The sequence below is a fragment of the Pedobacter sp. UBA4863 genome (genome assembly GCF_002399615.1).
GTDB lineage: Bacteria > Bacteroidota > Bacteroidia > Sphingobacteriales > Sphingobacteriaceae > Pedobacter.
Map to the genome: position 1 here is coordinate 74397 of NZ_DHDZ01000036.1, position 13663 is coordinate 88059.

Genomic DNA, 13663 nt, shown 5'->3' on the forward strand with positions numbered 1-13663 from the left:
ACAAAAGTGCCATCGTAAAGATGGCATTTTTGTTAACTCAGTGTTTTTACATTCTCCATCAGCTCCGATTCGATCACTATTTTGTAGAAGGCCTGTTCTTCGCCATTATCATCGTTTTTAATGATGTCTAAGAGCGTATCAATAGCTTTTTGGCCTTGTATGGCGGGGAACTGTTCTACCGAAGCTAGCGGCGGAAATTCCATGTATTCTGTAATGGGAGAATTTGCGAAACTTACAAACTCTATTTCTTCATTTATTTTAATGCCCATTTTTAAGGCATGCTTAATTGCAAAGGCCGATACATAATCATTAAAAGATACAATTGCAGTTAGTTTACGCTTATGTTTAAGCAGTGTTTCTAAGGCAGCGTTACTTCCCTCTTTGGTTAAATCGCAATTAACAATAAAAGATGGGTCATATTTCAGTCGGTTTCTTTGAAGCGCTTTAATATAGCCTTCCTTTCTTTGTCCGCTGGCAATTAAAGAAGTAGGGCCATTTATTAATCCAATGTTTCTATGCCCGCGTTTTAGCAAATAATGTACTGCCGCTATACTGCCAGTTTCTATGTTACACGCCACATAGTGGATATTTTTGAGCGGCGGAATTCTATCAAAGAAAACGATAGGTATGCCATATTTTTTTAATTGCTCAAAGTGCTCGAAATTAGACGTGTCTTTGGCTACCGATACTAATAATCCATCAATTCGGTGAGCTTTTAATTTCTCTACCAACAGTTTTTCACGTTCTTCATCATCATGAGATTGCGCTAACAAAACCGTATAGTTTCTCTTATAGGCAATATCTTCGATCGCACTAATGGCAGCAGCAAAAAAGGCCTCGGCCAATTCTGGTAAAATAACGCCAATGGTAAAAGTTTTGCCCTTTTGAAAAAAAATGGCAGTTTGGTTGGGCTCATAGCCCATTTGGTCGGCGGTTTGCTTTACCCTTTGCTGGGTTAATAAGCTAATACTGGGGTGTCCGTGTAAAGCCCTCGAAACCGTCGAAAAAGATAAATCAAGCTTTTTTGCAATTTCTTTAATGGTTACGGGTTTTTTCATAGCTTTTACAGTATGTACAAAGATATGGTTTTACCCGATAAGTTGTTGTTCAGCGTTTTGAGCAGGAAACCCTAATGAAATATTTCCTGTTCATCTCTATCTACTGTATTTATCTTTTTCAAGAAATCTGCAAAGGCAGCACCGTCATTATCAGAATAGGCGCCATAGGCATCTAAAATATATCCAATATTTTTATCTGTATCTTCTACCATATATAGCACCGAGCTGTCTGCCGGATCAGACATGCCTTCGAACCTGTAAGTTTTAATAATGTCTAGGTCTTCTGGTGTGTAAATCCTATTCAGTTCTTTTGATTGCATTTTACCATGATCGGTCATTTTTAACTCGTTATCTATTCCCTTCAATCTTAATTTTTCTAAAATCTGGCTTAGGGTGTTCATTTCAATTGGATGTTCCATAATTTCTAAGTTTACCTATCTTTAAACAGCCCTGCTGGCTAAAGGTTTTATAAAACCAAACTAATCTCTTAAACTAACACAGAATCAAGTTAATTTAAAGTTGGCAACCACAACCAATAAATAGGGTTGTTTATAGGTTGTATTCCTATTTCAATCACTATAAAACCAAAAGCGCTAAACTTTGTTTTACTATCGTCTAATTAAATAATGGTTCTTTAAAAATCTTAATCAACTTAATTCATGAATTATGAAACACTACATGTTATACCTGGCACTAGGCCTAGCAACTATTTTTGCTTCGTGTACAGCTAAAAAAGAAAAAGAAGTGGCTATGGCTACTTTAAATTCAACCGCTAACAGCCAGTCTATTGGCTTAGCCAAGTTTTACCAATTGGCAAATGGCGAAATAAAGATGAATTTGGAGATAACTATGCCAGAGCGAGCAGATAGTACGGTAGCAGTTCATTTTCACGAACACGGCGATTGTGGCAACATGGGTGAAAATACACATGGCCACTGGAATCCAACGAATGAACCTCACGGAAAATGGGATTCGGATGCCTATCACTCTGGTGATATTGGCAACATTGCATTAGATAACAAGGGCTATGCAAAAATTTCGGTAAGCACTTTACGCTGGACAGCGGGAGATGGTGATGTTAAAGATATTATTGGCAGAGGAATAATTGTACATGGCGGAACCGATGATTACCAAACACAGCCAACCGGTAATTCTGGGCCAAGAATAGGCTGTGGGGTAATTACAGCAGTGAAGTAGGATTTAAAAGGCAGTTAAAGTTTTAATTGCCTTTTTATGGAAATCTTAGTTGGGCCATCATCTTGTTAAAAACTAAATTAAAGATATGGCCACACTAAACATTCCTCAAAGCGGCAAGGCCGTAAGAGGAAGCGCACGAAAACCTATACCTGGAGTGGATTTAACCGCCATGGTAGATTTGGCATTTTTGCTGATCACGTTCTTTATGCTCACTACCTCGTTAACCAAAATGAGCGCAATGGATATTGCAAAACCTGTACCAGTTGATGATGTAACTCAACTACAACCTTACCCTGCCTCAAAAACCATGACCATTTTGTTGGGCAAAAACCATAAAGTAGCTTACTTTTTGGGCGAGGCCGAGATAGGCAAGATGCAGCTAGTTAATCTTGAAGAAATTAGGAAGGTAATATTAGACAGCAAAAAGATGGTCGCTAAAACCCATTCGTCTTTTGATGATAGAGAGATGTATATCATTGTTAAGCCTACTAATACTGCTGTATTTAAAGATTTTGTAGATGTTATTGACGAAATTCGAATTAACAAGGTAAATGTCTATGCCGTAGATGATAAATACCTATTGGATGAGGAAATTAGCTTTATGAAAAATAAAGGAATATAGAGTTCCTTAGGTTTTTACACTAAAAAGCCACAGCTACACAAAATGTTTTAAGTCATTTATGTAGCTGTGGCTAAAGATAACCCGCTATGTAATAGGGTTGTAAAATGCTATAAACCGAAAGCGGCTTTAACTTGAGCTACAAAATCTAGTTTTTCCCAAGTAAACAGTTCTACTGTTACTGTTTTCTCCTCACCATTTGGAGATTTAAAGGTTTTGGTCACCGTTTCGGGTTTACGGCCCATGTGCCCGTAAGCTGCAGTTTCGCTATAAATTGGGTTTCTTAATTTTAAGCGTTGCTCAATAAAGTAAGGGCGCATATCAAAAATACCCTCTACAATTTTAGCAATCTCGCCATCCGTTTTATCAACTTTGCTAGTGCCATAAGTATTAATGTAAATACCCATTGGTTTTGCTACGCCAATGGCGTAAGAAACTTGAACTAAAATTTCGTCGGCTATGCCTGCAGCAACCAAGTTTTTAGCGATATGGCGTGTAGCATAAGCCGCACTTCTATCTACCTTACTTGGGTCTTTTCCAGAGAAAGCACCACCACCATGTGCTCCTTTGCCGCCGTAAGTATCTACAATGATTTTTCTTCCTGTTAAACCAGTATCGCCATGTGGGCCACCAATTACGAATTTACCGGTTGGGTTAATATGGTATTGAATTTTATCGTTAAACAAGTGCGCATATTGCGGATTGTTCTTGATAATCCTAGGAATAAGAATTTTTACCAAGTCTTCCTTAATTTTAGCCAACATTGTTGCTTCTTCAGCAAAATCATCATGTTGGGTAGAAATTACAATGGCATCAATACGAACTGGTTTATTGTTGTTGTCATATTCTAAAGTTACTTGAGATTTTGCGTCGGGACGTAAATAAGTAATCTCTTTGTTTTCTCGTCTAAGTACAGCTAATTCTTGTAATAGCTTATGAGAAAGATTCAAGGCCAAAGGCATATAATCCTCGGTTTCGCTAGTCGCATAACCAAACATCATTCCTTGGTCGCCAGCACCTTGCTCTTCTTTATTGCTTCGATCTACACCTTGGTTAATATCTTGAGATTGCTCGTGTATTGCCGAAAGTACGCCGCAAGAATTGGCCTCGAACATATATTCGCTTTTGGTATAGCCAATTTTTTTGATAACGTCTCTGGTAATTTGCTGAACGTCTAAGTAAGTTTTAGACTTTACTTCTCCCGCTAAAATAACCTGACCAGTGGTCACCAATGTTTCGCAAGCTACCTTAGATTCTGCATCGAAAGCTAAGAAATTGTCAATTAAAGCATCCGAAATTTGGTCTGCAATTTTATCTGGATGACCTTCAGATACAGATTCTGATGTAAATAAATACGACATTTAAATTTTTTGTTAAAATTTGAAACAATAAAAGTTAAAATGGAAAAGCCTTTTTACAGGTTGTAAATAGAAGTGTAGAAATACATTAGCACTTTTTTTTACGTGGTTGCAATCAGTCCCAATTAATCGGTATTAGCAAATCAGTCCACTCTAACGCTGCAAAATTACTACAATAAATTTTAATACTCAAAAATTATCGATTATTTTGTGTACTAAATATTTATGTCGATAAATAAATCTAATATCCTTTTTATTATTAACCCAATTTCTGGCGGAAAAAAGAAATCGAGTTTACCTGCGCTGATAGATGAACATCTTGATAAGGAGAAGTTTGTTCCGGTCTATACCTTTACCGAATATATTGGCCATGCCTCGGAATTAGCCGAAGAAGCCGAAAAAAAAGATTACGATATTATTGTTGCAGTAGGTGGCGATGGAACCATTAACGAAGTAGCCAGTAAGCTAGTGCATAGCGATAAGATTCTGGCCGTTATCCCTTTTGGCTCTGGCAACGGATTGGCAAGGTTCTTAAATGTTCCGCTGAATGCAAAAAAGGCAATAGCTTTAATAAATACAGCAACATACCAAGTAATAGACACGGCCGAGTTAAATGGTAAAAAATTCTTTAATATGGCAGGGATGGGCTTTGATGCCCATTTAAGCGCTGTGTTTGCCGGAAACAAAAAACGTGGACTAAGAAGTTATGTAGAATTGGGTTTTAAGGAAATTACAACTTACAAAGCACAGGGCTACCAGATAGAGATTGATGGCGAAAGTTATGATGGAGATGCTTTTGCAATTAGTATTGCCAACTCATCGCAATATGGCAACAACGTTTATATCTCTCCAAAATCTTCTTTAACAGATGGCTATTTAGATGTTTGTATTATACATCCTATTTCTTTGGTAAAGTTACCCGTATTGGCCTTTCAAATGATTATGGCAAAAACACATCGATCTAGTTTGGTGAAAATTATTAGAGGAAAACACATCAAGATTACAAGAAATGCCCCAGGTGCGGTACATTTAGATGGCGAACCTTTACAGTTGGCCGAGCAATTAGAAATAAAAATCATTCCGGCATCGTTAAAAATATTAAGTAACTAAGGCTGTAACCTACCCAACTACTTTTCGTAAATCCTTATAGAAATGAGCAAGCAAAAGAAAAACGTATTTAATGATTTTAGTGGAATCATGTTTTCTACTGACCCTGAGTTTGTTTATGAAAGTGCTGAGGCAGAAGAACAAGAAACCTTGCCCAATGAAAAGCAAGATTTAAGAGTAATGCTAGACCGAAAAAATAGAGGTGGAAAAACGGTAACACTAATAACAGGGTTTATAGGAAAGGAGACCGATTTGGAACTGCTTGCCAAAACTTTGAAGACAAAGTGTGGCGTTGGGGGGGCGGCAAAAGGCGGCGAAATTATTCTTCAGGGAGATTTTAAAGAAAAAGTGTTTTTATTTCTGCAAAAAGAGCACTATAAAGTGAAGAAGTCTGGAGGTTGAGTTTTTGTTTTTAATTGCCTGTTTTGCAGTTAATTATATCTTAGTGTAGTTGGCACAATAAGTGAAATTTTATTTAAAATCGGCCATTTTTGGATAAATAACTCCTTAGCTTTGGGGCGTATTTAAACCGAAAATATGACCAAATATAGTACTCAAAAACCTCAGTTAGATTATCTGGGTTTGGCTTCGCTGCAGTTTAAATATCAGCTTAGCATACCCGAATTAGTTGAAGAAGCCTTAAAAAACGGCGAGGGAACCTTGGCCGATTCTGGAGCACTGGCTATAGATACAGGGAAATTTAAAGGGCGATCGCCCAAAGATAGATTTGTGGTAGCTGATAATGTTACCAACGAAACCGTTTGGTGGGGCGATATTAATATTAAACTAAGTACAGCACATTTTGATTCTATTTATCAGAAAATGTTGGCTTATTTAAAAGATAAACACGCCTATGTAAGAGATGCCTATGCTTGTGCCGATAAAAATTACCGTACTTCTATTAGGGTAATAACAGAGCATGCTTTTCAAAATATATTTGCCAATAACCTTTTCCTAAGATACGATAATGAAGAATTGCCGCAGCAACCAGAATGGACAATTATTGCCATTCCTTCATTTTTGGCCAACCCACAAACCGATGGTACAAGACAGGAAAACTTCTCTATCTTAAATTTTTCGAAAAAAATTATCTTAATAGGTGGCACAGCTTACACTGGCGAAATAAAAAAAGGTATTTTCTCTGTACTTAATTTTGTGTTGCCTAAAGAGCGTAATACCTTGTCTATGCACTGCTCTGCAAATGTGGGCAAAGATGGCGATACGGCCGTGTTCTTTGGCTTGTCGGGCACGGGTAAAACCACGCTTTCTGCCGATCCGGAAAGAGCATTAGTAGGTGATGATGAGCATGGTTGGGGCGAGGATAATGTTTTTAACTTTGAGGGAGGCTGCTATGCCAAATGCGTAGATTTAACCGCAGAGAAAGAGCCCCAGATATTTAATGCTATAAAATTTGGAGCTTTATTAGAGAACATTAATTATTTCCCGAACACTAGAGCGGTAGATTTTGCTAATATAGAAAAAACCGAAAATACCCGGGTAGCTTACCCATTACACCATATTAGTAATGCTGTAGAGCCTTCGGTAGCACCAGTGCCCAAAAATATTTTCTTTTTAACTGCCGATGCCTTTGGCGTACTTCCGCCAATATCAAAGTTAACGCCAGGTCAAGCAATGTTTCATTTTATTTCTGGCTATACCGCAAAGGTTGCCGGTACCGAAACGGGCATAACCGAGCCACAGCTAACTTTTTCGGCCTGTTTTGGGAAAGCTTTCTTACCTCTGCACCCTACATCCTATGCCAAATTATTGGGCGAAAAAATGAAAAAGCACCAAGTAAATGTGTGGTTGGTTAATACCGGATGGAGCGGCGGACCTTATGGCGTTGGTAATAGAATGAAATTAAACTATACCAGGGCAATGATTACAGCAGCGCTTAACGGAGAATTAGAAAATGCCAATTTTAAAGAACATGCCATCTTCGGATTAGCCATGCCTACCACCTGTAGCCAAGTGCCATCAGAAATTTTAGACCCTCGAAACACCTGGGAAAACCCCGAAGTATATGACCTTAAGGCGAACGAATTGGCGAAAGCTTTTTTAGCTAATTTTAAAGAGTTCGAAGCGTTTGCCGACGATGAATTGAAAAAAGGTATGCCTAAAATGAATGAAATTGCGGTTTAATGCATTTTTTCGATCAAAAATTTGCTTTTGATTAAATTTTTAGTTTTAATTGCGGAAAGATTGCCTCCCAAGGCAATCTTTTTTAGTTAAGAGCACTTTCGGCTTAAGTAACGAATTAATTGTGTATCGAATATTTAATTTGTAATTTAAATCAAAATTATAAATTTGCTTCCGCAACAATTCAGACTAAGGTCACGTTGTGTGTATTAACTTATATTTAAGAAATTTTAAAAAACAAGTACTAAACTAAAAAATTCAAAAAAAATGGCAAACGCACCAAAACCTACAGCAGCTAAAAACGAGGGAAGCTCGTCGGCATCAAACTTATTTGCAACATTGGTTATCCCTATCTGTATTATTATAGGTATTTCAATTTTTAAATTTGTGTTAGGTGACGCAAACAACTTTATCGACAACAACGTTGAAAACTTACCTAAACAAGGAAACTATGCAGGTATGGCATACAAGGGAGGTCCAATTGTGGCAATCTTAATTGGTTTGTTACTAATGGTAATCGTTTTCTCAGTAGAGCGTATGATTGTGATTGGAAAAGCAACAGGTAAAGGAAGCTTACAATCTTTCGTTACTAAAATTCAAGGTTTCTTGAAATCGAACAATATTTCTGCTGCTATTGCAGAGTGTGATAAACAACAAGGTTCAGTAGCTAACGTAATCAAGTCTGGCTTGAAAAAATATAGCGAAGTAGAAACCGACTCAAGATTAGATGTAGAACAATCTGTATTGGCTATCCAAAAAGATATCGAAGAAGCAACTACATTAGAAATGCCAATGTTAGAGCAAAACTTAACTGTAATTGCAACCTTAGTATCAATTGGTACATTAACAGGTTTATTAGGTACAGTAACAGGTATGATCAAGGCCTTCGCCGGTTTGGCAAACTCTGGTGCACCAGATCAAGCAGCATTAGCGGTAGGTATTTCTGAGGCCTTAATGTGTACAGCTACAGGTATCGGTACTTCTACTATTGCAATTATCATGTATAACATCTTAACTTCTAAAATTGATAAATTAACTTATGCAATTGACGAAGCTGGATTTAGCATTGTTCAAACTTACGCAAGTACCCATAAATAAGAATTATTAAAAATCTTTTGCCGGCTTTATGGAAAACCGGTACAATTAACATCATTAATAAAAAGATTGAAATAATTTATAATTATGGCTAAAGCAAAAGTAAAAAGAAGCAGTACTTCGATCGATATGACCGCCATGTGCGATGTGTCGTTCTTATTACTTACCTTCTTTATTTTAACGGCCACGGCTCGTCAGCCAGACCCGTTAGAGATTGCCACGCCTTCATCTACGGTACAATATAAATTGCCAGATAAAGGAGTGGTAGTAGTGAGCATAGGTAAAGGAAGAGTGTTCCTAGACATTGTTGGTCAAGACGTAAAAAAGGCAACTTTACAACGTATGGGCTCGGTTTACGGCGTAACCTTTACAGATGAGGAAGTTAAGCGTTTTCAAGTTGTACAAGCATTTGGTGTGCCTTTTGGCAGCTTAAAGCAGTTTTTGGCAATGGACGCAACACAACGTGAAAAATCAGGTATTCAATCAGGTATTCCGTTAGATTCTACCAAAAACAACGAGTTGTATAACTGGTTAAAAGAAGCTCGCCAAGCTAACGCAGAGATTTACGGTATCGATTTGAATGCTGCTATTAAAGGTGATTCGAAAACAGAATACCCTGCAATTCGTAAGGTTATCGATGTTTTTCAAAGCCAAAAAATTAACAAATTTAGTTTAATTACATCGTCGGAAGGCGTAGAAAAATAAGATAAGCTATGGCAGAATTAGACACCTCCTCCGGCGGAGGTAAAAAAGGCGGCAAAGTAAGAACCAAGAAACAAGCCACCAAAGTAGATTTAACTGCGATGGTTGATTTAGCCTTCTTACTAATTACCTTCTTCATGTTAACCACATCTTTATCTAAGCCAGCAGCTATGGAAATAGCAAAGCCTGATAAAGATGCTAAAGATGAGAACAGACTGGAGTTGAGAGAATCGCAAACAATGACTATTTTACTTGGAAAAAATGATAAAATAGCATGGTACATGGGCCAGGCTGGAAAAACTGCTCCAACCATTGAAGGATTTGACGACATTACGTCAACACTGTTGGCCAACAAAAAGAAAGTTAAAGAATCCACAGGACGTGATATTGTAATTATTGTGAAACCTACCGATGGATCTACATACAAAAACTTTGTAGATATCATGGATGAGATTGCAATCACAAAAACTAATATTAATGCACCTGCAGTAGATGATGATCCTAATCATATCTTAGATAGCGAGAAAGAGTTCATGAAATCTAAAGGGATTTTTTAAGAAGTGATCATAAATAAAAAATTGAACAATGTCTAAAATAGATTTATTTAATAAGAAGTGGATCGATGTTGTGTTCGAAGACAAGAACAAAAGTTACGGGGCTTACCAGCTGCGTCAACAAAATTCTTGGAATACTACTAAATCATTACTTCTTGCTGGTTCGGTTTTCGTTTTCCTTTTCTTTGTACCGAAAATTTATTCGATGATAAAAGGAATGGCGCCACAAGAAGCAGAAGAGACAGTAACCGAGGTGATTATGCAACCACCTCCGCCAATTAACCCAGAGGTTAAAACACCTCCTCCGGTAGAGCCACCTCCACCAAAGCAGGATCAGGTGAAATTTCCTCCGCCAATTGTAAAACCAGATAACGAAGTGCGTGACGAGAAACCACCAACCGTGGAAGACTTGAAAAAAGCTGATCCGGGACAAAAAACAATGGAAGGTGACCCAACTGCAGACGTAGTTGCCATCGGACCTGTAGGTGAAGGACCTAAGCAAGCAGTGGTTGTAGAAGACAACACGGTTTACAGCTTTGTAAGTATGGAAAATCCTCCTGCTTATCCGGGCGGTATAGAGAAGTTCTACAAGTTTTTGGGAGATAACATTAAATACCCACCAATGGCTGCAGAAAACAACATACAAGGTAATGTGTTCGTGTCATTTACTGTAGAAAAAGACGGAGCTTTAACCGATATTAAAATCGACAGAAAGCTAGGCTACGGCACCGACGAAGAAGCAGTACGTGTTTTGAAACTGAGCAAACGTTGGAACCCAGGTATGCAAAACGGGAAACCTGTACGTGTGAAGTATAACATCCCAATTAAATTTAGCTTACAACAATAGTTAAGCATGTTTAATTTGAATTTTTTCAAACAGAAATCGCCTCAACAGCGATTTCTGTTTATTTTAGGACTTGCCATGATGATTATCTATCTTGGCATAAGCGTAGTGATTATTTTCTTTCACGAGCTATTAAGATTAGACCCTAATAAGTTTCCGAGAAATTACCAAATAGCCTTTGCAGTAGTTTTAATAATCTATGCATTCATCAGGTTTTTTAGGATCTTAAGAGATAACAAAGTAGAATGAGAAACGTACCGATTTTAACGCTTATCACGATGCTAATGTTCATCTGTTTTTCATGTAATAGAAAGACAAATGAAGAGCATGTTGGAGAGAAGCGGACTTCTGGAACTACAACCATATTGGTTGATGAAACCTACGCTAATATCTTAGATCAGCAAATAGAAGTATTTGAGGCCGATTATACTGCGGCCAAGGTAAAAACGGTAATAGGTAACGAAAGTGAAATTATGCCCAAGTTTAGAAATGGCGACGTAAAAATGCTAGTCGTTTCTAGAATGTTAAAACCAACTGACGAGAAATTTTATAAAGAGCGCAAAAGCCCAATTTATGTAGATAGATTTGCCATAGACGGCTTGGCCCTTATTGTAAATAAAGCAAATACAGACAGTACCATTACGGTAACAGCAGCGTTTGATATCATGAGGGGAACAGCTAAGAGCGGTAAAAAATTGGTTTTTGATAATGCTTACTCTAGTACTATCAGGTATTTTATAGATTCGGCCGGAATTAAAGAATTACCTAAGCAAGGTGTTTATACCTTAAAAACAACTAACGACGTTATTAAATATGTAGCAGAAAATAACGACTATATTGGTGTTATTGGCGTTAATTGGTTGTTAAAAAATGTTAAAGAATCTTCAACATACCTTTCTAAAATTAAAACCTTGGGTGTTAAAGATACGCGTAAAAAAGACGGCGGAGAAGCCTACTACAAGCCAACACAAGAGAATTTGATCAATGGGAAATATCCTTTTTTGCGAAATGTTTACATTATTAACGCAGAAGGGACTAATGGTTTAGGCACGGGATTTGCAAATTGGTTAACCAGCCCTAGGGGGCAGCTAATAGTACTAAAATCCGGGTTAGGTCCGCACGAAGTAGCAGAAAGACAATTTAATTTAAAAACTAATAATAAAAACTAATTATTCAACTTAGAGAAATATTCAGTACTGTACATACAGTGATAAGTTATTTCAAATTTACAAATAGAGACAATGAAAATGATTAAGAAGAACATAGCCTTGGCCACAGGTTTATTATTGATGGGTAGCACTGCCTCATTTGCGCAAAGTTTAGCTGATGCTAAGAAAGCGATTGATGCTGAACAATATCAAAAAGCAACATCGATGCTAAAAACATTGGTGGCAAACCAACCTAAAGTAGGAGATAACTATTTTAATTTAGGTAAAGTTTATTTATTAACAGATGATATCGACTCTGCAAGAGCAGCTTTTACCAACGGAACTACTGCCGAGCCTAAAAATGCTTTGAACTATGTAGGTTTAGGCCAAGCAGATTTAATTGATAATAATGCAACCAATGCTAAAACAAATTTTGATAAAGCGATTAGCTTTAAAGCAAAAGATTATGCAACTTATTTAGCCATTGGTAGAGCTTATATAGATCAAAAAAATGTTGATTATGCACAAGCATTGCCAAATTTACAAAAGGCAGACGAGTTAGATTCTAAAGATAAAGATCCTGAAACTTTCTTGGCCTTGGCAGATTTTTATGCCATGCAAAGAAAAAATACAGAGGCGTATCCTATGTACCTGAGAGCTTTAGATATTAACCCTAATTTATATAGAGCTAACGTACAAATTGGCAAGATGTATAAAGACGCTTTTGCTTTTCCAGAGGCAGAAGCTGAAATTAAGAAAGTAATTGCTGCAGACCCGAATTACGGCCCTGCTTACAGAGAGTTGGCAGAAACTCAAATGCAGTGGTCTTTTGCCGATCCTAAAAATGGTGAGGCTAAAAGAACCGAAGCTTTAGAGAACATGAGAAAATATCTAGACTTAACCGATAAGTCTTTTGACTCTCGTTTACGTTACGCCCAGTTTTTGGTATATGCCAGTGATTTTGCAACTTTAGAGAAAGAAGTTGCTACCTTAAATGCACCAGATGCCAATAATCCTAAAACCTTTGTGGTAATTAGAATGAGAGGTTATTCTGCCGTTGAGAACAAAAACTACGAGCAAGGTATCAAATACATGAACGAGCTATTTGGTAGAACTCAAGATGCTGCTCGTATCATCGGTTCAGATTACTTGTACTTGGGTAGAGCGCAGCAAAATTTAGGGCAAGATAGCTTAGCGTTTATTAATATAGCTAAAGCAGTTAAATTAGATTCTACTAAAGTAGATGCACTTGCCGAAATAGGAAAGAAATTTTATGAAGCAAAGAACTTTCCTAAATCTGCGGAGGTTTATAGCAAAGTAGTAAATGCTAACTCTAAAGATCCTAATATTGCAATGAACTACTATTATTTAGGTGCATCTCACTATTTTGCTTATGCTTTTGATGTTAGGGATAATAAAAATCCGACTAAAGATGCATTAGTAAAAGCAGATACAGCATTCTCAAATTTAATTAGATTAGCTCCAGACTATGAGACAGCTCATTTATTTAGAGCACGCATAAACAAAAATTTAGACAATGCTGAGACACCAATAGGACTAGCAGTGCCATTTTACAGTAAATACATCGAGTTGGTTACAGTATCTAAGCCAGAAAAAGCTGCAGCAAGCAAAACAGGTCTGGTAGAAGCTTATAATTATTTAGGAGCATTTTATGCAAATACAGATAAAGAAAAAGCAAAAGAGTTTTTTAATAAAACTTTAGCACTTGATCCTCAAAACGCATTAGCGTTAGATAACTTAAAATATCTAGCAGGCCCGGCCACGCCAGCAAAGAAAACACCTATTAAGAAGTAATTTTTATAAGTAATTAAAGAGGCTGTC

14 protein-coding genes are annotated in these 13663 nt (G+C 37.1%); 11 read left to right on the forward strand and 3 right to left on the reverse strand.

Annotated elements, in window-relative coordinates; translation table 11 throughout:
- Window positions 1-32: 32 nt before the first annotated feature.
- Together B3I52_RS08700 and B3I52_RS08705 are read right to left on the reverse strand one after the other, a co-directional pair.
- Window positions 33-1058 carry a LacI family DNA-binding transcriptional regulator gene (locus tag B3I52_RS08700; protein WP_293300427.1) on the reverse strand — a complete coding sequence of 342 codons (1026 nt, stop codon included), beginning with the start codon at window positions 1056-1058 and terminating at the stop codon, window positions 33-35.
- A 71-nt stretch (window positions 1059-1129) separates the two neighbouring features.
- Window positions 1130-1477, reverse strand: coding sequence for a hypothetical protein (locus B3I52_RS08705; protein WP_293300428.1), 348 nt, complete (start codon window positions 1475-1477; stop codon window positions 1130-1132).
- A gap of 247 nt (window positions 1478-1724) precedes the next feature.
- Here B3I52_RS08705 and B3I52_RS08710 point away from each other — a divergent pair, with 247 nt between their 5' ends.
- On the forward strand, window positions 1725-2255 hold the full coding sequence (locus B3I52_RS08710) for a superoxide dismutase family protein (protein WP_293300429.1): 531 nt from the start codon (window positions 1725-1727) through the stop codon (window positions 2253-2255).
- Between the two features lie 85 nt (window positions 2256-2340).
- Window positions 2341-2877 (forward strand): ExbD/TolR family protein, encoded by a 537-nt coding sequence (locus tag B3I52_RS08715; protein WP_293300430.1) that lies wholly within the window; start codon window positions 2341-2343, stop codon window positions 2875-2877.
- 107 nt (window positions 2878-2984) lie between these two features.
- Here the strand turns inward: B3I52_RS08715 and metK are convergent, their stop codons facing one another.
- Window positions 2985-4235, reverse strand: coding sequence for a methionine adenosyltransferase (gene metK / locus B3I52_RS08720; RefSeq protein ID WP_293300431.1), 1251 nt, complete (start codon window positions 4233-4235; stop codon window positions 2985-2987).
- Window positions 4236-4457: 222 nt separating this feature from the next.
- On the opposite strand from metK, the gene B3I52_RS08725 reads away from it, so the two are divergent.
- The 9 genes from B3I52_RS08725 to B3I52_RS08765 all read left to right on the forward strand — a co-directional run bounded on the left by B3I52_RS08725 (window position 4458) and on the right by B3I52_RS08765 (window position 13636).
- Window positions 4458-5342, forward strand: a complete 885-nt coding sequence (locus tag B3I52_RS08725; RefSeq protein WP_293300432.1) for a diacylglycerol/lipid kinase family protein — start codon at window positions 4458-4460, stop codon at window positions 5340-5342.
- 42 nt (window positions 5343-5384) lie between these two features.
- Window positions 5385-5741 carry a translation initiation factor gene (locus B3I52_RS08730; protein ID WP_293300433.1) on the forward strand — a complete coding sequence of 119 codons (357 nt, stop codon included), beginning with the start codon at window positions 5385-5387 and terminating at the stop codon, window positions 5739-5741.
- A 135-nt stretch (window positions 5742-5876) separates the two neighbouring features.
- Window positions 5877-7481 carry a phosphoenolpyruvate carboxykinase (ATP) gene (gene pckA, locus B3I52_RS08735; protein WP_293300434.1) on the forward strand — a complete coding sequence of 535 codons (1605 nt, stop codon included), beginning with the start codon at window positions 5877-5879 and terminating at the stop codon, window positions 7479-7481.
- 264 nt (window positions 7482-7745) lie between these two features.
- Window positions 7746-8576: a MotA/TolQ/ExbB proton channel family protein gene (locus tag B3I52_RS08740; protein WP_293300435.1), complete on the forward strand. Its 831-nt coding sequence runs from the start codon at window positions 7746-7748 to the stop codon at window positions 8574-8576.
- An 84-nt stretch (window positions 8577-8660) separates the two neighbouring features.
- Window positions 8661-9278: an ExbD/TolR family protein gene (locus B3I52_RS08745; protein WP_293300436.1), complete on the forward strand. Its 618-nt coding sequence runs from the start codon at window positions 8661-8663 to the stop codon at window positions 9276-9278.
- Between the two features lie 8 nt (window positions 9279-9286).
- Complete coding sequence (locus tag B3I52_RS08750) at window positions 9287-9832, forward strand: ExbD/TolR family protein (protein WP_293300437.1); 546 nt, start codon at window positions 9287-9289, stop codon at window positions 9830-9832.
- Window positions 9833-9860: 28 nt separating this feature from the next.
- The gene (locus B3I52_RS08755; protein ID WP_293300438.1) at window positions 9861-10676 is read left to right on the forward strand and encodes an energy transducer TonB; all 816 of its coding nucleotides are present in this window, start codon (window positions 9861-9863) and stop codon (window positions 10674-10676) included.
- A 242-nt stretch (window positions 10677-10918) separates the two neighbouring features.
- The gene (locus B3I52_RS08760) at window positions 10919-11842 is read left to right on the forward strand and encodes a PstS family phosphate ABC transporter substrate-binding protein (protein ID WP_293300439.1); all 924 of its coding nucleotides are present in this window, start codon (window positions 10919-10921) and stop codon (window positions 11840-11842) included.
- Window positions 11843-11914: 72 nt separating this feature from the next.
- Window positions 11915-13636, forward strand: coding sequence for a tetratricopeptide repeat protein (locus tag B3I52_RS08765; protein ID WP_293300440.1), 1722 nt, complete (start codon window positions 11915-11917; stop codon window positions 13634-13636).
- Window positions 13637-13663: the final 27 nt, after the last annotated feature.